The organism is Streptomyces sp. NPDC057682, from assembly GCF_042799575.1.
In the GTDB taxonomy this organism is placed as follows: Bacteria; Actinomycetota; Actinomycetes; order Streptomycetales; family Streptomycetaceae; genus Streptomyces.
In genome coordinates, this window is the sequence record NZ_JBHVIN010000004.1 from 367,483 (window position 1) to 390,162 (window position 22,680).

23 protein-coding genes are annotated in these 22,680 nt (G+C 71.2%); 12 read left to right on the forward strand and 11 right to left on the reverse strand.

The genetic code is table 11. The features are described 5' to 3' along the window. The first annotated feature begins 2 nt into the window (after positions 1-2). From ACFVDM_RS09215 to ACFVDM_RS09230, 4 genes are all read left to right on the forward strand, one after another. Positions 3-917, forward strand: coding sequence for a F0F1 ATP synthase subunit gamma (locus tag ACFVDM_RS09215; protein WP_383635057.1), 915 nt, complete (start codon positions 3-5; stop codon positions 915-917). Continuing rightward, a complete protein-coding gene (atpD, locus tag ACFVDM_RS09220; protein ID WP_383635059.1) occupies positions 917-2,359 on the forward strand; it encodes a F0F1 ATP synthase subunit beta in 1,443 nt (480 codons plus the stop codon). Before ACFVDM_RS09215 ends, atpD begins: the two co-directional genes overlap by 1 nt. A 109-nt stretch (positions 2,360-2,468) precedes the next feature. Continuing rightward, complete coding sequence (locus tag ACFVDM_RS09225) at positions 2,469-2,843, forward strand: F0F1 ATP synthase subunit epsilon (RefSeq protein ID WP_383635061.1); 375 nt, start codon at positions 2,469-2,471, stop codon at positions 2,841-2,843. A gap of 138 nt (positions 2,844-2,981) precedes the next feature. Next, on the forward strand, positions 2,982-3,428 hold the full coding sequence (locus ACFVDM_RS09230) for a DUF2550 domain-containing protein (RefSeq protein WP_383635456.1): 447 nt from the start codon (positions 2,982-2,984) through the stop codon (positions 3,426-3,428). Positions 3,429-3,436: 8 nt separating this feature from the next. Here ACFVDM_RS09230 and ACFVDM_RS09235 read toward each other — a convergent pair whose 3' ends face one another. Beyond that, positions 3,437-4,519 (reverse strand): alpha/beta fold hydrolase, encoded by a 1,083-nt coding sequence (locus tag ACFVDM_RS09235; RefSeq protein WP_383635063.1) that lies wholly within the window; start codon positions 4,517-4,519, stop codon positions 3,437-3,439. Positions 4,520-4,622: 103 nt separating this feature from the next. Here ACFVDM_RS09235 and ACFVDM_RS09240 point away from each other — a divergent pair, with 103 nt between their 5' ends. Beyond that, positions 4,623-5,390, forward strand: a complete 768-nt coding sequence (locus ACFVDM_RS09240) for a TetR/AcrR family transcriptional regulator C-terminal domain-containing protein (protein WP_383635065.1) — start codon at positions 4,623-4,625, stop codon at positions 5,388-5,390. A gap of 121 nt (positions 5,391-5,511) precedes the next feature. On the opposite strand, the gene ACFVDM_RS09245 is transcribed toward ACFVDM_RS09240, so the two are convergent. From ACFVDM_RS09245 to ACFVDM_RS09255, 3 genes are all read right to left on the reverse strand, one after another. Next, entirely contained in the window at positions 5,512-7,398 is a 1,887-nt protein-coding gene (locus ACFVDM_RS09245) for a glycosyl hydrolase family 18 protein (protein WP_383635067.1), read from the reverse strand. A 183-nt stretch (positions 7,399-7,581) separates the two neighbouring features. Continuing rightward, on the reverse strand, positions 7,582-8,232 hold the full coding sequence (locus tag ACFVDM_RS09250) for a response regulator (protein ID WP_383635069.1): 651 nt from the start codon (positions 8,230-8,232) through the stop codon (positions 7,582-7,584). After that, entirely contained in the window at positions 8,229-9,425 is a 1,197-nt protein-coding gene (locus ACFVDM_RS09255) for a histidine kinase (protein ID WP_383635072.1), read from the reverse strand. Before ACFVDM_RS09255 ends, ACFVDM_RS09250 begins: the two co-directional genes overlap by 4 nt. A 152-nt stretch (positions 9,426-9,577) precedes the next feature. On the opposite strand from ACFVDM_RS09255, the gene ACFVDM_RS09260 reads away from it, so the two are divergent. Continuing rightward, positions 9,578-10,171 (forward strand): hypothetical protein, encoded by a 594-nt coding sequence (locus tag ACFVDM_RS09260; RefSeq protein WP_383635074.1) that lies wholly within the window; start codon positions 9,578-9,580, stop codon positions 10,169-10,171. Between the two features lie 10 nt (positions 10,172-10,181). On the opposite strand, the gene ACFVDM_RS09265 is transcribed toward ACFVDM_RS09260, so the two are convergent. Genes ACFVDM_RS09265 through ACFVDM_RS09275 form a run of 3 tightly spaced genes read right to left on the reverse strand, consistent with a single transcriptional unit; the run spans position 10,182 to position 12,312 of the window. Next, positions 10,182-10,754 (reverse strand): cob(I)yrinic acid a,c-diamide adenosyltransferase, encoded by a 573-nt coding sequence (locus tag ACFVDM_RS09265; protein WP_383635076.1) that lies wholly within the window; start codon positions 10,752-10,754, stop codon positions 10,182-10,184. Positions 10,755-10,767: 13 nt separating this feature from the next. After that, on the reverse strand, positions 10,768-11,517 hold the full coding sequence (locus tag ACFVDM_RS09270) for an ABC transporter permease (RefSeq protein ID WP_383635079.1): 750 nt from the start codon (positions 11,515-11,517) through the stop codon (positions 10,768-10,770). A gap of 12 nt (positions 11,518-11,529) precedes the next feature. After that, complete coding sequence (locus tag ACFVDM_RS09275) at positions 11,530-12,312, reverse strand: ABC transporter ATP-binding protein (RefSeq protein WP_383635081.1); 783 nt, start codon at positions 12,310-12,312, stop codon at positions 11,530-11,532. A gap of 82 nt (positions 12,313-12,394) precedes the next feature. On the opposite strand from ACFVDM_RS09275, the gene ACFVDM_RS09280 reads away from it, so the two are divergent. The 4 genes from ACFVDM_RS09280 (at position 12,395) to ACFVDM_RS09295 (ending at position 17,316) form a co-directional block, all read left to right on the forward strand. Beyond that, positions 12,395-13,036: a TetR/AcrR family transcriptional regulator gene (locus ACFVDM_RS09280; RefSeq protein WP_383635083.1), complete on the forward strand. Its 642-nt coding sequence runs from the start codon at positions 12,395-12,397 to the stop codon at positions 13,034-13,036. A 135-nt stretch (positions 13,037-13,171) separates the two neighbouring features. Beyond that, positions 13,172-14,020 carry a 3-hydroxyacyl-CoA dehydrogenase family protein gene (locus tag ACFVDM_RS09285; RefSeq protein WP_383635459.1) on the forward strand — a complete coding sequence of 283 codons (849 nt, stop codon included), beginning with the start codon at positions 13,172-13,174 and terminating at the stop codon, positions 14,018-14,020. 260 nt (positions 14,021-14,280) lie between these two features. Next, positions 14,281-14,604: an STAS domain-containing protein gene (locus ACFVDM_RS09290; protein ID WP_383635086.1), complete on the forward strand. Its 324-nt coding sequence runs from the start codon at positions 14,281-14,283 to the stop codon at positions 14,602-14,604. A gap of 231 nt (positions 14,605-14,835) precedes the next feature. Further along, positions 14,836-17,316, forward strand: coding sequence for an ATP-binding protein (locus ACFVDM_RS09295; RefSeq protein ID WP_383635089.1), 2,481 nt, complete (start codon positions 14,836-14,838; stop codon positions 17,314-17,316). 40 nt (positions 17,317-17,356) lie between these two features. On the opposite strand, the gene nucS is transcribed toward ACFVDM_RS09295, so the two are convergent. Next, positions 17,357-18,028, reverse strand: a complete 672-nt coding sequence (nucS, locus tag ACFVDM_RS09300; protein WP_383635092.1) for an endonuclease NucS — start codon at positions 18,026-18,028, stop codon at positions 17,357-17,359. Between the two features lie 266 nt (positions 18,029-18,294). Here nucS and ACFVDM_RS09305 point away from each other — a divergent pair, with 266 nt between their 5' ends. Continuing rightward, positions 18,295-18,687: an SCO5389 family protein gene (locus ACFVDM_RS09305; protein WP_383635095.1), complete on the forward strand. Its 393-nt coding sequence runs from the start codon at positions 18,295-18,297 to the stop codon at positions 18,685-18,687. 151 nt (positions 18,688-18,838) lie between these two features. On the opposite strand, the gene ACFVDM_RS09310 is transcribed toward ACFVDM_RS09305, so the two are convergent. Then, on the reverse strand, positions 18,839-19,882 hold the full coding sequence (locus ACFVDM_RS09310) for an LLM class flavin-dependent oxidoreductase (protein WP_383635098.1): 1,044 nt from the start codon (positions 19,880-19,882) through the stop codon (positions 18,839-18,841). 212 nt (positions 19,883-20,094) lie between these two features. Here ACFVDM_RS09310 and ACFVDM_RS09315 point away from each other — a divergent pair, with 212 nt between their 5' ends. After that, complete coding sequence (locus ACFVDM_RS09315) at positions 20,095-20,424, forward strand: ATP/GTP-binding protein (RefSeq protein ID WP_383635101.1); 330 nt, start codon at positions 20,095-20,097, stop codon at positions 20,422-20,424. A gap of 21 nt (positions 20,425-20,445) precedes the next feature. Here ACFVDM_RS09315 and ACFVDM_RS09320 read toward each other — a convergent pair whose 3' ends face one another. Next, on the reverse strand, positions 20,446-21,339 hold the full coding sequence (locus tag ACFVDM_RS09320) for an ABC transporter permease subunit (RefSeq protein WP_383635105.1): 894 nt from the start codon (positions 21,337-21,339) through the stop codon (positions 20,446-20,448). Further along, positions 21,336-22,583 carry an ATP-binding cassette domain-containing protein gene (locus ACFVDM_RS09325; RefSeq protein ID WP_383635108.1) on the reverse strand — a complete coding sequence of 416 codons (1,248 nt, stop codon included), beginning with the start codon at positions 22,581-22,583 and terminating at the stop codon, positions 21,336-21,338. The genes ACFVDM_RS09320 and ACFVDM_RS09325 overlap by 4 nt, the downstream gene beginning before the upstream one ends. Between the last annotated feature and the right edge of the window lie 97 nt (positions 22,584-22,680).

Consider the following 22,680-nt stretch of genomic DNA (forward strand, 5'->3'; position numbering starts at 1 on the left):
CGATGGGCGCTCAGCTTCGCGTTTACAAGCGCCGCATCCGCTCCGTCACCGCCACGAAGAAGATCACCAAGGCGATGGAGATGATCGCCGCCTCGCGCATCGTCAAGGCACAGCGCCAGGTGGCGGCGTCGACGCCGTACGCGACCGAGCTCACCCGCGCGGTGAGTGCGGTGGCGACCGGCTCCACCACCAAGCACCCGCTGACCACCGAGGCCGAGTCCCCGGCCCGGGCCGCGATCCTGCTCATCACGAGCGACCGCGGTCTGGCCGGCGGTTACTCCTCCAACGCCATCAAGGCGGCGGAGCAGCTGACCGCACGGCTCCGCGGTGAGGGCAAGGAGGTCGACACGTATGTGATCGGCCGCAAGGGTGTCGCCTACTACGGCTTCCGTGAGCGCAAGCTCGCGGACTCGTGGACCGGCTTCACCGACAGCCCGACGTACGCGGACGCCAAGCGGGCCGCCGCCCCGCTGATCGAGGCGGTGACGCGCGAGACCGCCGAGGGCGGCGTCGACGAGCTGCACATCGTCTTCACCGAGTTCGTCTCGATGATGACGCAGAACCCGGTCGACGACCGGATGCTGCCGCTCAGTCTCGGTGCCACGAAGGACGAGGACGGCAAGGGCGAGATCCTGCCGCTCTTCGACTTCGAGCCGTCGGCGGAGGACGTCCTCGACGCCCTGCTTCCGCGGTACGTCGAGAGCCGGATCTACAACGCCCTGCTGCAGGCCGCCGCTTCCGAGCACGCCGCCCGCCGCCGTGCGATGAAGTCGGCGACCGACAACGCCGGAGAGCTGATCAAGAGCCTCTCCCGGCTTGCCAACGCGGCCCGCCAGGCCGAAATCACCCAGGAAATCAGCGAGATCGTCGGTGGTGCCAGCGCGCTGGCCGACGCGACCGCGGGGAGTGACAAGTAATGACGACGACAGTTGAGACGGCCGTTGCCACGGGCCGCGTCGCCCGGGTCATCGGCCCGGTCGTCGACGTGGAGTTCCCCGTCGACGCGATGCCGGACATCTACAACGCGCTGACCGTCCAGGTGGCCGACCCGGCCGAGGACGGCAAGCTCAAGACGCTGACGCTCGAAGTCGCCCAGCACCTCGGCGACGGCGTGATCCGCGCGATCTCGATGCAGCCCACCGACGGTCTGGTCCGCCAGGCCCCGGTGACCGACACGGGCACGGGCATCACGGTGCCCGTCGGCGACATCACCAAGGGCAAGGTGTTCAACACCCTCGGTGAGATCCTGAACAAGCCCGAGGCCGAGGCCGAGGTCACCGAGCGCTGGCCGATCCACCGCAAGGCGCCCAGCTTCGACCAGCTCGAGTCCAAGACCGAGATGTTCGAGACCGGCGTCAAGGTCATCGACCTTCTCACCCCGTACGTCAAGGGTGGAAAGATCGGTCTGTTCGGTGGTGCCGGTGTCGGCAAGACCGTGCTGATCCAGGAAATGATCTACCGCGTCGCCAACAACCACGACGGTGTGTCGGTGTTCGCGGGCGTCGGTGAGCGTACCCGTGAGGGCAACGACCTCATCGAGGAGATGGCCGAGTCCGGCGTCATCGACAAGACGGCGCTCGTCTTCGGTCAGATGGACGAGCCGCCGGGGACGCGTCTGCGCGTGGCCCTGGCCGGTCTGACCATGGCGGAGTACTTCCGCGATGTGCAGAAGCAGGACGTGCTCTTCTTCATCGACAACATCTTCCGGTACACCCAGGCCGGCTCCGAGGTGTCCACCCTGCTCGGCCGTATGCCGTCCGCGGTGGGTTACCAGCCGAACCTGGCCGACGAGATGGGTCTGCTGCAGGAGCGCATCACGTCGACCCGCGGTCACTCGATCACCTCGATGCAGGCGATCTACGTCCCTGCGGACGACCTGACCGACCCGGCGCCGGCCACCACGTTCGCCCACCTCGACGCGACGACGGTTCTCTCCCGTCCGATCTCCGAGAAGGGCATCTACCCGGCCGTGGACCCGCTGGACTCGACGTCCCGCATCCTGGACCCGCGGTACATCGCCGCGGACCACTACTCCACGGCCATGCGCGTCAAGGGGATCCTCCAGAAGTACAAGGACCTCCAGGACATCATCGCGATCCTCGGTATCGACGAGCTGGGCGAGGAGGACAAGCTCGTTGTCCACCGTGCCCGTCGCGTCGAGCGCTTCCTGTCGCAGAACACCCACGTCGCCAAGCAGTTCACCGGCGTCGACGGTTCGGACGTGTCGCTCGACGAGTCGATCACCGCGTTCAACGCGATCTGCGACGGTGAGTACGACCACTTCCCGGAGCAGGCGTTCTTCCTGTGCGGTGGCATCGAGGACCTGAAGGCCAACGCCAAGGAGCTCGGCGTCTCCTGAGCCCCCGGCTCACCGAGGGGGGCGGGTGCGTCCCGTCCCCCTCACCACGCCCCGTAGAATTGACCCAACACCCGGCACGACCGCCGGGTGGTGACCCGAGGAGCCACCCTTGGCTGCTGAGCTGCACGTCGAGCTGGTCGCCGCGGACCGCAGTGTCTGGTCCGGCGAGGCCACCCTGGTCGTCGCGCGCACCACGTCCGGCGACATCGGCGTCATGCCCGGTCACCAGCCGCTTCTGGGTGTGCTGGAATCGGGCCCGGTGACGATCCGTACGAGCGAGGGCGGCACCGTCGTCGCCGCTGTGCACGGCGGTTTCATCTCCTTCGCCGACGACAAGCTCTCGCTGCTGGCGGAGATCGCCGAGCTGGCGGACGAGATCGATGTCCAGCGCGCCGAGCGCGCGCTGGAGCGTGCGCAGTCGGACGCGGACGCCGCGTCCGAGCGGCGCGCCGAGGTGCGACTGCGTGCGGTGGCGGCTCACTAGCCGCCCCGCGCAACGGCTTTACCCTCAGCCGCGGCCCGTTCTGGAGACCCTCCAGACCGTGTCGCGGCTGAGGCGATGCAGGTGCGGTTGAATTATTTGGTTATCCGTTTACTCGATGACGCGAGGAGGTCGGTGGAGATGTACCTCGCGCTGTGGGTGGGCGGGCTCGTTGTCGCACTGGTCGCTGTGGGGCTGTTCGTCTTCGGACTGCGCCGGCGGCTGATCCAGCGTTCGGGCGGCACCTTCGACTGCAGTCTGCGGTGGAACGTTCCCGCCGAGCCCGATCTGTCGGGCAAGGGCTGGGTGTACGGCGTCGCCCGGTACAGCGGCGACAAGGTGAACTGGTTCCGTGTGTTCAGCTACTCCCCGCGTCCCCGCCGGGTCCTGGAGCGATCGGCCATCGAGGTGGTCGCCCGCCGGATGCCCGAGGGCGAGGAGGAGCTGGCGCTGCTGTCCGACGCCGTCGTGCTCGGCTGTCTCCACCGGGAGACCCGCCTGGAGCTGGCGATGAGCGAGGACGCGCTGACCGGCTTTCTGGCCTGGCTGGAGGCGGCCCCGCCCGGCCAGCGGGTGAACGTGGCCTGACCGGCCTTTCAGACCGCCGTTCGGCCCGCGTCGATGACCGGGCGGACCCGGGTGAGCATCAGCTCCAGGAAGCGGTCCGGGTGGCGGAACGCGGCGAAGTGGCTCGCGTCCTCGATGAGCGCGAAGTCCTTGACCGGTGCGGTGACGGCGTCCAGGAAGGCGCGGGCCGGCTCCGGCGGCGTGAGTACGTCGTGCGCCCCCTGGAAGAGGAAGACCGGCAACCGGAACACGGTTCCCTCGGCCTGTTCGTCGATCGCCACGGCCTCGGGCGCCAGCCGCTCCGAGAAGGTCATCCCGGCCAGGTAGGAGCGCAGTCCGCGCAGGGTGTGCAGCGGTGAGAACCAGAGCGAGCGGACCACCACTGTCTTCATCGTGTCGTACGACAGCGGGTCGGACGTGATGACGAGCTTGGCGTGCTCGGACCACTGCTGAGGGGTCCAGGCGGAGGCGTCGGGGCCCATCGCGGTGACGGCGGCCACCTCCTTGCGCTTCCCGGCCCTCTCCAGACGCTCCAGCAGGGCCCGGTGGGCGCCGTGGTCGCGGCCGCCCCCGATGATGTTCTGGTCGGTGCCGACGTACGCGGAGTACAGCTCGGGGTGGTTGCGGGCGAGCCGGAGGCCGGTGACGGTGCCGAAGGAGTTGGCGACCAGGAGCACCTTGTCGACGCCCAGCCTCTCGCGGATGTGCGCGGTGACCTCCAGCGCGTCCCCGTACAGCCGGTCGAGGGTGAGCGGGCCCTGGCCCGCGGCGCCGTGCCGGGCGAAGGTCCGGCCCGCGCCGCGCATGTCCCAGCGGACGACGGTGAAGTGCTTCTCCCAGCCCCGGGTGCGGGTCAGAAAGATGTGGTTGGAGGCGCCGGGGCCGCCGTGTATCTCCAGCACGACGGGGTTGGCGCGGTCGTCGCCGCGGACCGAGATCCACTGGTCGAGTCCGCCGATCCGGACGAAGCCGGCTTCGTCGATCCCGTTCGGCGCGGTGATGCGGAGCGTCCTGGCGTGGGTGGTGCGCTTGATCTGCCGGTAGCCCAGCATTCCCGCGGCGGGACCGACGAGGAGAGTGGCGGCGGAGGCGGTGAGGAGCGTGGTGAGCATGTGCTGACCCCTTAAACTGTTTATGCTGTAAGCGATTGGGTTTAAGGTATATACAGTTGTTGGGGCGGTGTCAATCGCCAGGAGAACACCGAGGAGGTACGTGATGGCCACGACCAGGGGCGGCGGGAGCGGCGCGACGGGCAAGCGCAACGGGCCGCGCGATCTGAAGGCCGGGATCGAACTGCTCTGGGGGGAGCGCGGCCAGCCCGCCCGGGGCCCCAAGCCCTCGCTGACCCCGCGCCGGATCGCCGACGAGGCGGTCGCCGTCGCCGACGCCGAGGGGCTGGACGCCGTCTCGATGGGGCGGGTCGCGGCCGGACTCGGCGTCTCGGGGATGGCGCTCTACCGCTATGTGCCGGGCAAGACGGAGCTGGTCGAGCTGATGGTCGAGGTCGCTCTGGAGGACGTACCGGACCTCTCCGCCGAGGCGGGGGGCTGGCGGGCCGGGCTCACGGCATGGAGCCGTCGCAGCTGGGAGGTGTACCGGCGGCACGGCTGGCTGCTCGCGGCGACGGCGATGCGCCGCCAGATCATGGGCCCGCACCAGCTCGGCTGGCTGGACGCCGCCCATGCCGTACTGGAGCCGACCGGTCTGGGTGCGGCCGACCGGCAGCGGACCGTCCTGCTGCTGATCGGGGAGGTGCGCAGTATCGCCCAGCAGGCGGCCGACTTCGACGAGGAGCACAGCCGGGAGTGGGGCCGGCTGACGGACGAGCTGCTGGAGCGGCACGCGGAGCGGTTCCCCGCCCTGACCCGGGCCATCGCCCACGGGGCCTTCGCGCCCGAGGAGGAGGACGATCCGCTCGCCTTCGGCCTCGAACGGATCCTGGACGGGGTCCAGGTCCTGGTGGACCGCGCCGCGCGCGACTGACCCGGCGGGGCCGGGTCGCGGAGGGGCGCGCACAAAGGAAAGACCGGGGAGACAGGGGGCGGACCTGTCTCCCCGGCGGCTATTTCCGGGTGGTGCTAGCAGCAGCGGCGGTGCGTCGCGGCTACTTCAGACCGTTGTTCATCGCGGTCACGAGCTCACCGTTGGTGGTGTCGCCGCTGAACTCCCAGAAGAACGCGCCTCCCAGACCCTGGTTCTTGGCCCAGGCCATCTTGGAGCCGATGGTGGCGGGGGTGTCGTAGCTCCACCAGTTGGTGCCGCAGTGGGCGTACGCGGTGCCGGCGATGGTGCCGGTGGTGGGGCAGCTGTTCTTGAGGACCTTGTAGTCCTCGATGCCCGCCTCGTAGGTGCCCGGGGCCGCGCCGGTGGCGGTGCCGCCCGGGGCGTCCTGGGTGACGCCGGTCCAGCCGCGGCCGTAGAAGCCGATGCCGAGCAGCAGCTTGGAGGCCGGGACGCCCTGCGCCTTCAGCTTCGCGATGGCGTCGGCGGAGTTGAAGCCGGCGATCGGGATGCCGGTGTACGAGTTCAGCGGGGAGTGCGGAGCCGTCGGGCCCTTCGCGTCCCAGGCGCCGAAGAAGTCGTACGTCATCACGTTGTACCAGTTGAGCGACTGGGCCGCCCCGGCGTAGTCCGCCAGGTCGATCTTGCCGCCCTGCGAACCGTCGGCCGTGATGGCGGCGGTGACCAGGTAGTCCTTGCCGAACTTGGTGCGCAGCGCCGAGGTGAGCTTCTTCAGCGCGTCCGGACCGCTGGTGTCACAGGTGAGACCGCAGGCGTTCGGGTACTCCCAGTCGATGTCGATGCCGTCGAAGACATCGGCCCAGCGCGGGTCCTCGACCAGGCTGTAGCAGGAGTCCGCGAACGCGGCCGGGTTCTGCGCGGCCTGGCCGAAGCCGCCGGACCAGGTCCAGCCGCCGAAGGACCACAGGATCTTGATGTGGGGGTACTTGGCCTTCAGCTTGCGGAGCTGGTTGAAGGAGCCGCGCAGCGGCTGGTCCCAGGTGTCCGCGACGCCGTCGACCGACTGGTCGGCGGTGTAGGCCTTGTCGTAGTCCGCGTAGGAGTCGCCGATCGTGCACTTGCCGCCCTGGACGTTGCCGAAGGCGTAGTTGATGTGCGTGATCTTCGCGGCCGAACCCGAGGTGTCCAGGTTCTTGACGTGGTAATTGCGGCCGTAGACGCCCCACTCGGCGAAGTAGCCGAGGTTGACCTTGTCGCCGGTCTCGTTGCCGCCGTCACCTCCGCCGGTGCCGGTGGTGTGGACCTTGACCGCGGCGCTGACCGGACCGGTCTGGTCGGCGGTGTCGCGGGCCTGCACGGAGTACGAGTAGTCCGTGCCCGCGCTCAGGCCGGTGTTCGTGTACGTGGTGCCGGTGACGGTGGCCACGACGGCGCCGTCGCGCAGCACGTCGTAGTTCTTGACGCCGTTGTCGTCGGTCGCGGCGCTCCAGGCGAGCTTCACCGAGGTGTCGGTGATGTTGCTCGCGGTGGGGGTGCCCGGCGCGGTGGGGGGATTGTCACCGGGAACGGTCGGGCCGCCGTCGCAGGAGGCGCCGTTGAGCTTGCAGTTGGTGGCCGCGCCGCTGCCGGAGCCGGTGCCGTTGAAGCCGAAGGAGACACTGGCGCCCGGGGCGATGGTGCCGTTCCAGCCGACGTTCTTGGCGGTCCAGTGGTCGCCCGTGTGCGTGACGGTGGCGTCCCAGGCGGAGCCGACGCCGGTGCCGGTCGGGAAGTCCCACTCGATGGTCCAGGAGCTGAGGGACGTGGTGCCGGTGTTCTTCACCGTCCACTGGCCCTCGAAGCCGGAGCCCCAGTCGGACTTCTTGAGGTACGTGGCCGTGGCGGAGGTGGCCGCCTCGGCGGGCGAGGCCAGACCGACCATGGCGGCGAGGGGAAGGAGCAGCGCGGAGAGGCCCGCGACGGCTCTGGTTCTGGTGGCTTTTCCGGACCCGATTCTGAACCGGGTCCGGCGGGGGGTCTCAGTGCTCAACGGTGCGCTCCTCGGGAGAGGTCCGGACAAACGGGGGGTGGTCCGTGGACTGCAAACCCTGCGCCGCCCTGAGCCCGTCTTGTCATGTTGGGCTCACCGCAGTGTGCTCGGTGAGATTAGGAAGGTCTGGACCAATCGTCAAGAGGTCTGGACCAAAGATCGGGGACCCGCTCACTTAAACCTTCAGATCCCCAACTCCTGTGCCAGGACCGCCGCCTGGACCCGGCTGCGCAGGTCCAGCTTCCCCAGCAGGCGGCTGACGTGCGTCTTCACCGTCGCCTCGGCCATCGACAGCCGCACCGCGATCTCGGCGTTCGACAGCCCCTCGCCCAGACAGCCCAGCACCTCGCGCTCACGGCGCGTCAGCGCGTCCAGCACCTCCGCACCCGGCGCCGCCGGAGTCCGGGCCGGCCCCGAGCGGGCGAACTCCGCGATCAGCCGGCGCGTCACCGACGGGGCGATCAGCCCCTCGCCGCCCGCCACCGTGCGGACCGCCTCCAGCAGATCCCGCGCCTCGGTGTCCTTGAGCAGAAAGCCCGCCGCCCCCGCCCGCAACGCCCCGAACACATAGGCGTCCAGATCGAAGGTCGTGAGCACCAGCACATCCGCGAGCCCCTCGGCCACCACCCGTTCCGTCGCCGACACCCCGTCCAGACGCGGCATCTGCACATCCATCAGCACCAGATCCGGCCGCAGTTCCCGGGCCAGCCGCACCGCCTCCTCGCCGTCCGCGGCCTCCCCGACCACCTCCATGTCGGGCGCGCTGCCCAGGATCAGCACCAGCCCCGCCCGTACCGCGGACTGGTCCTCCGCGACCAGGATCCGGATCGTCACGGCCCCACCTTCCTCTCGTCCACGGGCAGTTCGGCCCGCACCCGCCACACCCGGGAGCCGTCCGGACCGGACCCGGGCCCCGCCTCGAACACGCCCCCCAACAGCGCCACCCGCTCCCGCATCCCCACCAGCCCCGCCCCCGAACCCGGCGCACGCGGCCGGGGCCGCTCCCCGAGCACGCTGCGCACCTCCACCGTCAGCCGGTCCGCGTCCTGCCCCAGCCGCACCGTCACCGCACCGGGCGCCGCGTGCTTGAGCGCGTTGGTCAGGGACTCCTGCACGATCCGGTACGCCGCCAGCTCCACCGGTGCCGGCAGCGGCCCGGACCCGTCGCGCTCGTCCAGGAGCGTGCAGCTCAGCCCGCTGGAGGCGGCGTTCGTCCGGTGCTGCTCGATCAGCGCGTCCAGCGAGGCCAGCGTCGGCGAACTGCTCGGCTCCGGATCCCCCGCCCCGGTCCGCAGCAGCCCGATCAGACGGCGCATCTCGGCCAGACCGGCCACGCTGTTCTCCCGGATCACCCCGAGCGCGTCGCGCGAGGTCGCCGCATCGTCGAGGGAGAGCGCGGCCGTGGAGTGGATGGCGATGGCGGAGAGGTGATTGGCCACCATGTCGTGCAGCTCGCGGGCCATCCGGGCGCGCTCGGCGGTCACCGCCTGCGTCCGGTCCATCTCGGCCAGCAGCGCGGTCTGATCGGCCCTCAGCCGGGCGGTCTCCGCCGCGTTGCGGTGGTTGCGGACGCTGACCCCGGTGAGCGCCGGAAGGAACGACACCAGTCCGGTGGCGATGCCGACCAGCAGCGCCTGGGCGTCACGGAACCACGCCACGAAACCGATGGTGACCCCGACCGTGATCAGCAGCGTGGTCACCGGGATGCGCCGGGCCGCCGCCGGGGAGCCGTACAGCACCGCCGCGTACATCAGGTCCGTGTACATCAGCAGGGTCGCCAGGTTCCCGGACGTGAACTGGTCCGCGACCAACGCCAGCGTCCCGAGGACCAGAGCCGTCTGCGGGGCGCTGCGCCGGGCCAGTGCCAGGGCGGACATCACGACGAGCGGGAGCAGGGAGACCCAGTCCGCGGCGAAGAGGCGCCCGTTCTGCATATGCAGACCGAGCAGCCACAGGACCGCTCCGCCGAGCAGTCCGACGACCGCGATCAGGACGTCGTCACGGTGGGGGCGGGTCAGTGCGAGCACCCACCCATCCAACACGCCCCCGCCGCGCCGGTGCGTCCTCGGCGAGGGCGATCCGCGACTACATCGAAGGATGCAGTGCGCTTTCGTCACCGGGGCCGATGAACCGGCCCGGTGCGGCGGTCACGCTGGAAGGGACCGAAAGGAAGCGGACCGTGATCGTCACACTGATCGTCCTCTGCGAGATCGCCTTCTGGGTGCTGCTGGCCCTCGGACTCACGCTGCGCTACGTGGCGAAGAAGCCCCGCCTCGGCGCGGCCGTCCTGCTGTGCGAACCGGTGCTGGAGCTCGTCCTGCTGGTGGTGACGGCCATCGATCTGAAGAACGGCGCGGACCCGGACTGGAAGCACGGACTGGCCGCGGTCTACATCGGCTTCACCGTCGGTCTCGGCCACTCCACCATCCGGTGGGTCGACGCCCGCTTCGCCCACCGCTTCGCCGGCGGCCCGCCCCCGGTGAAGCCGCCGAAGTACGGCCGCCCGCGGGCGGTGCACGAGTGGAAGGTCGCCGGGCGGTGGAGCGTGGCGGCCGTGACCGCCCTCGCGCTCCTCCAGGCGGCGGTCTGGTACGTCGGCGGGGACGGCGACGTCAGCTCGCTGCGGTCCTGGCAGGGCAGGATGCTCTTCGTCCTCGGCCTCAACCTGGTGATCGCCCTCAGCTACACGGTGTTCCCGAAGCAGGCCCCGCACGGCGGGCCGGAGAGCCGGCGGGACGCCGCCGAGAAGGCGGACGGCCCGCCCGCCCGGTGAGCGCCCCGGTTCAGCGTTCGCCGCCCGGCACCCACAGCACGTCCCCGACCTCCTTGTTGGCCACCCGGGCCAGGATGAACAGCAGGTCCGAGAGCCGGTTGAGATAGGTCGCGGTCAGCGGGTTCATCACCTCACCGTGCACCTCGAACGCGGCCCAGGTGGAGCGCTCGGCGCGCCGGACCACCGTGCACGCCTGGTGCAGCAGCGCGGCGCCGGGGGTGCCGCCCGGGAGGATGAAGCTGCGGAGCTTCTCCACCTGCTCCAGATAGTGGTCGCAGTCGGCCTCCAGCCGGTCGATGTAGTGCTGCTCCACCCGCAGCGGCGGGTACTTCGGCTCCTCGACGACCGGCGTCGACAGATCGGCGCCCACGTCGAAGAGGTCGTTCTGCACCCGGACGAGGACCTTCACCACGTCGTCCGGGAGCTGCCCCAGGGCGAGGGCCGTCCCGAGGACGGCGTTGGCCTCGTTGGCGTCGGCGTACGCGGAGATCCGCAGATCGGTCTTGGCGGTCCGGCTCATGTCGCCGAGGGCGGTGGTGCCCGTGTCGCCGGTGCGGGTGTAGATACGTGTCAGATTGACCATGCCGTCACCTTAGTTACGCCCCCGCCCTCCGGAAGACGGCTGTGCCCACCGTCACGGCCAGGGCGGCGAATCCGAGGGCGACGAGCCCCCCGTACAGCATGTGCGTCGTGGCGTACGCGCCCACGTACGCGTCCCGCACCGCGTCCACCAGGTAGCGCAGCGGGGTGAGGTGCGAGAGGACGTCGAGCCATCCGGGGCCGAGCGTCATCGGGAGCATCAGCCCGGACAGCAGCATGGCAGGCATGGTCACGGCATTGACCACCGGGCCGAACTCCTGCGGGCCGGCCACCCGCAGGGCCAGGGTGTACGAGAGCGAGGCCAGCGCGACGGCGAGCAGCGCGACGAACGCGAAGCCGATCAGGATCCCGGGCAGCGGCGCGCGCAGGCCCATGACGACGGCGGCGAGCACCAGCAGCACGGCCTGGAAGACGAACAGCAGCGCGTCGCGCAGTACCCGTCCCAGCAGCAGCGCGGCCCGGCTGACCGGGGTGACCCGCATCCGTTCGACGACCCCGGTCGAGGTGTCGATGATCAGCGCGAATCCGGCGAAGGAGGCGCCGAACAGGGCGAGCTGGAGCAGCAGTCCGGGGACCAGCACCTGCCAGGAGTCGCCCCGGCCGGCCAGGGGCAGCCCGGTGAGCAGCGGACCGAAGAAGAGCAGGTAGAGCAGCGGCATCAGGATGCCGAAGAGGATCTGGAACTTCGAGCGCAGGGTCTGGCGGGCGTAGCGCCCGAAGACGAGCGCGGTGTCGTGGAGCAGCATCGGAATCGGTCCCTAGACGGTGGCGGGCGTGGGGTCGGCGGGGGCGGGGGAGCGGCCGGTGACGGCGAGGAACGCGTCCTGGAGCGAGGCGGTGGCGGATCCCGCGTACCGCTCCTTCAGCGCGGCCGGGGTGCCCTCGGCCGCGACCTGCCCGTGGTCGACGACGACCACCCTGTCCGCGAGCGCGTCCGCCTCGTCGAGGTAGTGCGTGGTGAGGACGACGGTGGTGCCCGCGTCCGCGCGCAGCCGGCGGACCAGTTCCCACAGATCGGCGCGGCTGCCCGGGTCGAGCCCGGTCGTCGGCTCGTCGAGGAAGAGCACGGCCGGGCGGTGGGTGAGCCCCATCGCGATGTCCAGCCGGCGCCGCTGGCCCCCGGAGAGGGTGACGGCCTTCCGGTCGAGGAGTCCGGTCAGACCCAGCTCCCCGGCCAGCTCGCGGGCCCTGGCCTCGGCGGCGGCCCGGCCCAGCCGGTAGAGCCGGCCCTGGGTCACCAACTCCTCGCGGACCGAGAGATACGGGTCGACCCCACCCGACTGGGCGACGAGACCGCAGACCCGGCGCACCCCTGCGGGGTCGGTGACCAGGTCGTGCCCGGCCACCGTGGCGGCGCCGCCGGTCGGGGCGAGCAGGGTGGTGAGCATCCGCAGGGTGGTCGTCTTGCCCGCCCCGTTGGGGCCGAGGAGGCCGACGATCTCGCCGGCCCCGACCGTCAGGTCGAGCGAGCGCACGGCGTCCACCGGGCCCGCCTTGGTGGTGAAGGTCCGGGCGAGCCCGGCCGTACTGATGATTGCCATGGCGACTACAAAAACAGAGTGATTGAAAAATTGCAATGACACCAAAAATTCAGCGGCTCCAGTGCGGGCCTACGATGGGGCCATGAGCGAGGGACTCCGGGAGCGCAAGAAGCGGCAGACCAGGCAGCACCTCTCGGACGTGGCCAGCGGCCTCTTCCTGGAGCGCGGTTTCGACGCCGTCACGATCGCCGAGATCGCGCACGCCGCCGACGTCTCGGTGAACACCGTCTACAACTACTTCCCGACCAAGGAGGACCTCTTCCTCGACCGGAGCCGCAGCCTCGTCGACCGGCTCTCGCGGTACGTCCGGGGCCGGGACAAGGGGGAGTCGGCGGCCGACGCCGTCCTGCGCGAACTGCGCGACCAGGTCGAGAGCGTCTCGCCCACCGTCGGACTGATGGAGGGCTACAAGCGCTTCATCGAGGTCATCGAGGGCGCCGACGGACTCAAGGCCCGGCTCTGGCGCGTCCAGCAGGAGGCTCTGGAGCATCTGGAGGCCACGCTCCTGGAGGAGTCCGGTGCCGGGCCCGGCGACCGCACCCCGGTGCTGGTCGCCGGCCAGCTCGCCTGGGTGCACTCCACGCTCATGGCGTACATCGGACGCGAGATGGTGTCCGGCCGCCGGGCCGCCGAGGTCTCCCGGGACGCCCTCGTCGTCCTCGACGACATCGAGGAGCTGCTCGGTGAACAGGTGCTCAACTACGCCCGGCGCGCCGCCGAATGACGGCTCCCGGTGTGATGTCCGTCATTTGAGACGTGACGCGCATCTCTTCACCGCCCCAGCACCCCTCACGGGTACTAACCTCCGCCGGAGAGCATGGACGAAGAACCGTCGCAGAAGAAGCAGAGGGGTGCCAACGTGGCCAGGAAGCTCGCCGTCATCGGCGCCGGACTCATGGGGTCCGGTATCGCACAGGTCTCCGCCCAGGCGGGCTGGGACGTCGTGCTGCGCGATGTCACCGACGCGGCCCTGACCCGCGGCCGTGACGGCATCAAGGCCTCGTACGACAAGTTCGTCTCCAAGGGCAAGCTCGACCCCGCCGACGCCGAGGCCGCCCTCGGCCGCATCACCACCACCACGGACCTCGACGCGGTCGCCGACGCCGATGTCGTCGTCGAGGCGGTCTTCGAGAAGCTGGAGGTGAAGCACGAGATCTTCCGCTCCCTGGACAAGATCGTCCGGGACGACGCCGTGCTCGCCTCCAACACCTCCGCCATCCCGATCACCAAGATCGCCGCGGTCACCGAGCGCCCGGAGCGCGTCGTCGGCGTGCACTTCTTCTCGCCGGTCCCGATGATGCAGCTCTGCGAACTGGTCCGCGGCTACAAGACCAGCGACGAAACCCTCGCCACCGCGCGGGAGTTCGCGGAGTCCGTCGGCAAGACCTGCATCGTGGTCAACCGCGATGTGGCCGGCTTCGTCACCACCCGGCTGATCTCGGCGCTCGTCGTCGAGGCCGCCAAGCTGTACGAGTCGGGCGTCGCCTCCGCCGAGGACATCGACATCGCCTGCAAGCTCGGTTTCGGCCACGCCATGGGACCGCTCGCGACCGCCGACCTGACCGGCGTCGACATCCTGCTGCACGCCACCGGCAACATCTACACCGAGTCCCAGGACGAGAAGTTCGCCGCCCCGGAGCTGATGCGCCGGATGGTGGATGCAGGTGACATCGGGCGCAAGAGCGGGCAGGGCTTCTACACCTACTGATCGTTTCCGGTCCCCGGTTGTCTGACATGGCGTCGATTCCGTCGTCGGTCGGACCCGGGGACCCAGGGCGCTGCCATCGGGCGGCACTCGCGGAACCGGTGGATCCGGCACGGATCCACCGCGGTCCCGGTCACCCCTCGGGGTGAATTCGGTATCGGTTCGCTTACAGACGGCAACTTCACCGTCTCTGCCGCAGTCAGTGGGGGAGAGACAGTTTCAGACACACCGGCCATGCCACGGAGCATTCCAGGGGAGCGCATATGCACATCAGGGGCGACCACGCCGAGCTCGCCGTCGGGGGCCGCCTCGATGTCCGCAGCGCGGCGGACGCCCGTACGGTCCTGCACTCGGCCCTCGACGACGGCGTCGGCGATCTGGTGCTCGACCTGACCGAGCTGGACTCGTGGGACGCCACCGGACTCGGCGTCATCATGGGCGCGCACCGCCGCGCCGGACGGGCCGGGCGCAGACTCGTGCTCCGCGGCGTGCCTCCGCAGATGCAACGCCTTCTCGTCGCCACCCGGCTGCACCGGATCCTGGCCATCGAGGGCGGAATCGCCGCGGAGTCCCTGCCGCGCGTCTGACGTCACCCGCCCTGCTCGGGACGCGGACGGAATCCACACAATCCTCACCGGACCGTGATCTGCGGTGCGGCGCGGCACCCCGGGTGTTCGTAGATACTGTGCGAAGGTTTAGGGTTCGGCCGTCTGCCGATTGACGGACCCACCTGGCGGACACCGGACCGAGAGCGACAGCTTGGGCGTGTGAGGCCGGGAGGGGCACCCGTTCTCGACGCGTCTATGGGGGCTTTGGCGATGGACCCGACACACCGCGGGCCGGAGGAGTACGGCCACGACGGCAGCGGATTTCCCGAGGAGACCGGCCGACGCCGTCCCCCGCGCGATCCGCTCACTCCGGATTTCGGTCAGCAAACACCGCAACAGGCACGTGTGATCCCGCTGATATCCGGTGACCTCCTCCTCACCGTGAACCCGGTGGACGGCAGCGAGGTCGAACCCTGCCCGCCCGGCGAGCAGCCCGCGGCCCCCGCCCGCCGCACCCCCGCCGAGCGCGCCGACCGCGAACGCGGTGCCGCACCCCCCGTGCCGCCCGGCCCGCCCGCCCTCCAGCTCCCCCTCCTCCAGCGCGAGGACGAGCGCGAGCGGCTGACCCGGCTGCTGGCCCGGGGCCGCTCCGTACGCCTCACCGGACCGGCCGGATCCGGCCGCACCACGCTCCTGGACGCCGTCGCCGCCGACTGCGCCGGCTTCGCCCCCGACGGCGTCGTCCGGCTCAACGGACACCGGCGCAACGTCACCGATCTGCTGTACGGCCTCTTCGACGCGGTCCACGACGCCCCGCTGCACCGCCCGGACCGCGAGCTGCTGCACGAGAAGCTGCGCACCACCGGAGCCGTGGTCGTCCTGGACGACCTGGAGTTCGGCGGCGCCGCCCTCGACGAACTGCTCGACGCGACGCCCGAGTGCGCCTTCCTGCTCGCCGCGACGCCCGACGTCCAGGCCCCCGGCCCCGAGTCCCACCTCGAAGAGGTCTTCCTCCCCGGCCTGGACCGCGCCCACGCGGTCGAACTCCTGGAGACGGTCGTCGAACGCCGGCTCACCGAGGAGGAGAAGAACTGGGCCGGGGACCTCTGGTTCGAGTCCGAGGGCCTGCCGCTGCGCTTCGTCCAGGCCGGCGCCCTGCTCCGCCAGCGCGACCTGCTGAGCCCCGACCCCACCGCGTACGACGAGTTCGGCTACCGCGACGGCGCTCCCGCCGACGAACCCGTACCGGAGACGGGAGCGGAGGAGGCCGCCGACGTACCGCTGCCCAGCCTCGGCGAGGGCGCTGCGCCCGCAGCGCTGCTCGGCTCCCGGCTGAGCGAGGCGGCGCGCCAGACGCTGCGGTTCGCCGTGGCGCTCGGCGGCGAGGTGCCGCACCAGGCCCACCTTCCGGCGCTCGTTGGGGACACCCACGCCGACGCCGCCCTCGGCGAACTGGCCGGCTGCGGACTGCTGTCCCCGGCCGGCCCCCGCTACCGGCTGGCCGCCGGGGTGCTCGCCCAGCTGGAGGCCGCCGGATACGGCGACGGTGCCGGCGAGCACGCCCGCACCGTGGCCCAGCACTACGCCTGGTGGACCGGGCACCCCTCCGTCACCCCGGTCCGGGTGGTGGCCGAGTCCGACGCGATCCTCGCCTCGATGGCGCAGCTGGTGCCCGGCGACGGCGCGGGGCAGACCAGTGTGGCCGTCCTGCTGGCCCGCAGCGCCTCGCCCGCCTTCGCGGCCGGGCTGCACTGGAGCGCCTGGGAGCGTGCGCTGCGGATCGGCCAGGAGGCCGCCCGGATCGCCGGAGAGGTCGCCGAGGAGGCGTACTTCCACCACGAGCTGGGCGTGCTCGCGCTCTGCACCGGCAACCCCGACCGGGCCAGGGCCGAGCTGGAGACCTCCGTCAGCATGCGCGGGGCGCTGGCCGACAAGCCCGGTGCGGTCGCCGGGCGGCGGGCCCTCGCCCTGGTCGCGGACCGGTCCCGGGCCGCGGCGTCCGGCGGCCCTGCGGCCATCGACGCGCCCGTGCCGTCCGGCCCGGGGGAGCCGTCGCCGCCGCGCGGTCTGCCGGCCGTCATCCCCGTCTCCGTACCGAAGCCGCTGTCGGAGGAGACCGCCGTCATCGCCCGGCAGACCGCGCCGCAGGGCGGCGGGGAGGCTCCGGCCGGCCGTTTCGCGCTGCTCGGCGGCGCCCGGCGCAATCTGGTCGCGGCCGGAGCGGGCGTTCTGCTCGCCGGGGTGCTCGGCACCGTGGTGACCCTCGGACTCACCTCGAACAGCGACCCGGCGGGTGATCCGGGTGCCTCGACCGAGCAGTCGGTCACCGACGGGGGCGACACCGAGGACGATCTGCCCGCCGACGAGACCACGGACGGGACCACCCCGTCGGCCAGGACCTCGGGCTCGGCCTCGGCCTCCACGACCCCCGGCCCCTCCGGGAGCGCGTCGGCGTCCGACCCCGGGACCGGTCCCTCCGCCACCGGGACGGCGTCCGCCTCGGCACCGTCCTCGCCGGACGACAGCCCCTCGTCACCGAGGCCCACGCCGTCGCACACGAAGTCCACGAGCCCGAGGCCGACGCCCAGCGGTGTCACGCCGTCGAGCTCCCCGACGGACGAGAGCCCCGACCCGTCACCGTCCACGTCCACGGACGACCCGGACCCGGAGGAGCCGACGACGCCCGACTCCTCGGACACCGCGGCCATCGGCCCGACCGGTCCCACGCCCGCGAGCCCCTCGACGACCTGAGCCCGTGGGGGCGCGCCCGACGGGCGCCCCCCACGGCCCGTCAGAACAGCCGGAGCTTGTCGTCCTCGATGCCGCGCAGCGCGTCGTAGTCGAGGACCACACAGCCGATGCCCCGGTCCGTCGCCAGCACCCGGGCCTGCGGCTTGATCTCCTGGGCGGCGAAGATGCCCTTCACGGGGGCCAGATGGGGATCGCGGTTCAGCAGCTCCAGATAGCGGGTCAGCTGCTCCACACCGTCGATGTCGCCGCGCCGCTTGAGCTCGACGGCCACGGTCTGCCCGTCGGCGTCCCGGCAGAGGATGTCGACGGGGCCGATGGCGGTGAAGTACTCGCGGCGGATGAGGGTGTAGCCCTCGCCGAGCGTCTCGATCCGGTCCGCCAGCAGTTCCTGGAGGTGTGCCTCCACGCCGTCCTTGATCAGCCCGGGGTCCACACCCAGCTCGTGCGACGAGTCGTGGAGGATCTCCTCCATCGTGATGATCAATTTTTCGCCCGCCTTGTTCACGACGGTCCAGGTGCCCTCGGCGTCGCCCGTCCCCTCCTTCAGGGTGCAGGGCGGGGACATCCAGTTGAGCGGTTTGTAGGCCCGGTCGTCGGCGTGGATCGACACGCTCCCGTCCGCCTTCACCAGGATCAGACGGGGAGCGGAGGGCAGGTGGGCCGTGAGCCGGCCCGCGTAGTCCACGGAGCAGCGGGCGATGACGAGACGCATGGTCGGCAACGCTACTCGACGACGGGTGCCCGGCGCGATTCACCCATCTGACCCGCCCCGCCTGTTCGCGCGTGACGCTTTCTGGCTTGCCCGCCTTTGAACCCCTTCGTTATTGGCCGGTTGTGTTCCCAATCTCCTGGTGCGGCCCGGACTGCGCCCTTACCGTGGATGCAGGAGGTCGCCGCGCGTGCACGCTGCGTCGTCGTCGCCCTCCGTCCCTGCCCGTAAGACCTCGGCGCACGGTCGGGGTCGCGAGAGGAGAACCCATGTCGCTCGACGTCTCACCGGCTCTGTTGGAACAGGCCGAGCGAGGCGAGGTCGACGAAGCCGACTTCGTCGACTGCGTCCGGACCTCCCTGCCCTACGCGTGGGAGATGATCAGCTCATTGGTGGCTCAGCTGAAGGTCGACGGCGGGGAGTTCGCCGACAACCAGACGCCGCCCCCCAATGAGCAGGCACGTGGTCAGCTGCTGCGCGCCCTCGCGAGTGATGCCATTCGCGGTGCGCTGCAGCGGCACTTCGGGGTGCGTCTGGCATTCCAGAACTGCCACCGCGTCGCGGTGTTCCCGATGGACGCCTCGGTCGACGACCGACTGGCCAAATTCACCTCGGTGAGGGGTCAGTTGCTCAACCAGTCGCCCGAACTGCGGGACTGCTGACGGCCTCGGGCGTGTTCTGAAAGTCCCGCCTGCTCGGGCGGACGGCGCTACTTTCAGAACACGCCCTGGCCGCCGCTCCGGGTCGCGGGAGGTGCGACTGGCCCGGGGCGGCGGCTCCCGTCGTCAAGGGGGAGCACCCGGTGCGGGTGGTTCATGCGAGGAGCGGCAGCACTTCGGTGCCCAGCCGCGCTACGTTCTCCTCCGTGGCCGCCAGATCCCCCGAACCCTCCACCAGGAGCGCGAAACGGGTGATGCCCGTGCGCTCCGCCGTTGCGGCCAGCCGGTCCGCCGCGAGCCGGGGCGGCCCCACCGGATGAAGACGGCAGAGCAGCTCCGTGTAGTCGACCGGATCGCGCATCACCCGGTGCCGGTGGTCGACGGTGACATGGGCGCCGAGCCCCTGCCGCAGCCAGCCCGGCATCGCCTTCACCAGGGTCTCGGTGGCGTCCTCGGCGCGGTCGGCGATCTGCGCCACCCCCGCCGACACATGCCCCGCCGCCCGCACCCTCTCCGGGGAGTGCCCCGCCGCGAGCGCGCGGGACCGCCACAGCGCGACCATCTCCGTCTTCTCCTCGTCGCCGCAGTGCATCCCGAGGAGCATCGGCAGCCCCTGCTCGGCGGCGAGGCCGACGCTCCCGGGCGAGGTGCACGCGACGACCACCTCGGGTCCGCCCGCGCTCTCCCCGCTCTCCGGGTCCAGCAGCTCATCGGCCCGGGGGACGACCGCGACCTCGCGGAAGCCGTACCGCTCGCCGCGGCCGGCCACCCGTGTCCCGCGCAGCCAGTCGAGCAGCAGCCCCAGCGACTCCGGGAACTCCTTCTCGTACGCCGCCAGACCGCCGCCGAACACCTCCAGATCGACCCAGGGGCCGCCCCGGCCCACGCCCAGGGTGAAACGGCCGCCGCTGGTGAGGTGGAGCAGCGCGGCCTGCTCGCCGAGCGCGACCGGATGGTGGTTCGGCAGCACGCTCACCGCCGTGCCCACCCGGATCCTGCGGGTGCGGCCCAGCAGTTGCGCCGCCAGCGTCACCGCGGACGGGCAGACCCCGTACGGCACGAAGTGGTGCTCGGCCAGCCAGACCGAGTCGAGACCGGACTCCTCCGCGACCTCGGCGGACCGGATCGCGCGGTGCAGCGCTTCCCCCGGTCCCTGCCCGGGAAACTGGGCGGCCAGTACGAACGTTCCCACACGCATCGCCAATTACCTCCTTGCGGCCGACGCGGCTCTCCCCTACTGGCACCAACGCCTGACACGTGCCAAAGGCACGGTCCGCGGGGAAGTTGTTGCGATTTTCCGGTAACCGGTCCCGCCCGGAGCCGCCCGCCGGGCGGTGCGGGACGCCCGTCCCCACCGGATGGCCCTACGCTTGACGGGACCTGCCCAGCGCGAACTGTGAGGTGTTTTCCGTGTCCCCGCGCCGCAACCGCCCCCGAGGCGGCGAGAGTCCCAGCGACAGCTCCGGCGACGTGGGGGACCGGTACGGGGGCGGCGGACGCGCGGAGGAGTGGCAGGGCGAGCAGTGGTCGGTCCGCCCGGTCAGCGGAGCGAGCGCGATGGGCAAGCGCTACCGCTGCCCCGGGTGCGACCAGGAGATCCCCTCCGGGGTCCCGCATCTGGTGGCCTGGTCCGAGTACGGCGGCGTCGACGACCGCCGGCACTGGCACAAGGCCTGCTGGAACGCGAAGGACCGCCGCACCACACGGGTGCAGCGGTCCAGGAACGCCCCTCGGTACTGACCGGCCGGGCGGCCGCTCCGGTCAGACGTCGCGGTTGTTCATCGCGAGGAAGGCACCGCCGAGCGCCACGGCGGTCACCCCGAGCATGATCCACAGCGGGTCCCAGCCGGACGGGCCGGACGTGCTGACGGCGTTGTCGTAGAAGATGCTGAGCTGGTTGGGGATCGAGTACTCCAGCAGCCACTTCCGGAGCGAGCGCAGCGAGTCGGCGAACATGAAGATCGCCAGCACCAGCGGCAGCAGCACCACGCCGATCATGATCGTGATCGCGCCGGCCGAGTGCCGGATCAGCGCCCCGACGGCCAGCGAGAGCAGTCCCAGCGTCGCGATGTAGAGGCCGACGCCGACCGTGCTGCTCAGCCACTCCTTGCCGCTGGGCGCCGCCGCGTCCAGGATCGAGGTCTGGAGCAGTGCGACGATCGTTGTCATCACCGTGGTCAGCACGAAGGTGAGCAGGAAGAAGACGACGGCCTTCGCCGCGAGCACCCGGCCCCGGCTCGGGCACGCCGTCAGCGTCGTACGGATCATGCCCGTGCCGTACTCCGAGGCGATGGTCATCACGCCCAGCGTGATCACGCAGATGGAGCCCAGCAGCACCCCGAAGAATCCCAGGCTGAGCACCGGGGTGCCGCCCATGTCCGAGTCGGAGGCGCTGACCGCGACGGCCGAGAGCACCCCGATGAGGAGCAGCAGCGCGATCATCACGCCGAGCGTCCACATCGTGGACCGCACCGAGCGGATCTTGGTCCACTCGGAGGCGATCGCGTCGGCGAGGGTGGCCGGGCGCACCGGGATCGGCGAGGCGTAGAACCCGGTCTGCGGCCCCTGGGCGTACGGCTGCGGGGCGACGGGCTGCTGGGGCGCCTGCTGCTGGTAGGCCGCCTGCGGCGTCGGCGGCGTGGACGGCGTGGTCATCGGGGGTCCTCGCTGGAGTCGCGCTTGGTCAGGTCTGCGGGGGCGGCGGCAGGGGGAGCGGCCGGGACCGGCGCGGCCGGCGCGGGCTGTGCCGCGGCGGGAGCGGGTGCCTGGGCCGCCGGGGCCTGTACGGGTGCCGGGGCCTGGGCGGGTGCCTGGGCCGGGGGCTGTGCGGCGGGAGCGCCCGCGTACGGGTTCTGGCCGGGCGGCGGTGGGGCGTACCAGCCCTGCTGCGGCACGTCCGGCACGCTCGGCTGCGGCGGGGCGTACCCCGGGTGCTGCCCGTAGGCGCCCGGCGGCGGTGCCTGGAGGTGGGCCACCTGGTCCGCCGTCGAGCGGTAGTCCACGGCGCCCTGCGTCATCCGCATGTACGCCTCCTCCAGCGAGGCCTGGTGCGGCGAGAGCTCCCACAGCCGGACGTCCGCCTCGTGGGCCAGATCGCTGATCCGGGGCAGCCGCAGACCGGTGACGCGCAGCGCCCCGTCCGGCTCCGGCATGACCTGGCCGCCCGCCTCCGTGAGGGTGGTGGTGAGCTTCTCCCGCTGCTCGGAGCCCTCGTCCGGGACCCGGACCCGGGCGAAGTCGGCCGAGTTGGCCGAGATGAAGTCCTTGATGCTCATATCGGCCATGAGCTGGCCCCGGCCGATCACGATCAGATGGTCGGCGGTGAGGGCCATCTCGCTCATCAAATGGCTGGAGACGAAGACCGTGCGCCCCTCGGACGCCAGCATCTTCATCAGGTTCCTGACCCAGAGGATGCCCTCCGGGTCCAGACCGTTGACCGGCTCGTCGAAGAGCAGCACCTGCGGGTCGCCCAGCAGTGCCGCCGCGATGCCCAGACGCTGCCCCATGCCCAGCGAGAAGCCCTTGGACCGCTTCCGGGCGACCTGCTGGAGGCCGACGACCCCGAGCACCTCGTCGACCCGGGCGGCCGGGATGCCGGCCAGCTGGGCCAGCGAGAGGAGATGGTTGCGGGCGCTGCGCCCGCCGTGCACGGCCTTGGCGTCGAGCAGCGCGCCCACCTGGCGCGGCGCGTTCGGCAGATTGCGGAACTCGTGGCCGCCGATGGTCACCCGGCCCGCCGTGGGCCGGTCGAGGCCGAGGATCATCCGCATCGTCGTCGACTTGCCCGACCCGTTGGGACCGAGGAATCCGGTGACGGCGCCCGGCCGCACCTGGAAGGAAAGGTTGTACACGGCCGTCTTCGCGCCGTAGCGCTTGGTCAGGCCGACTGCCTCGATCATGCTCCAGCCCCATCGACTTATCTGTCGTCGGGGCACAGGCCGTCCGGCCGTACGCCCCCCGTATGAGTGAGGAGGATATCCAGGCCTTTACGGTTCC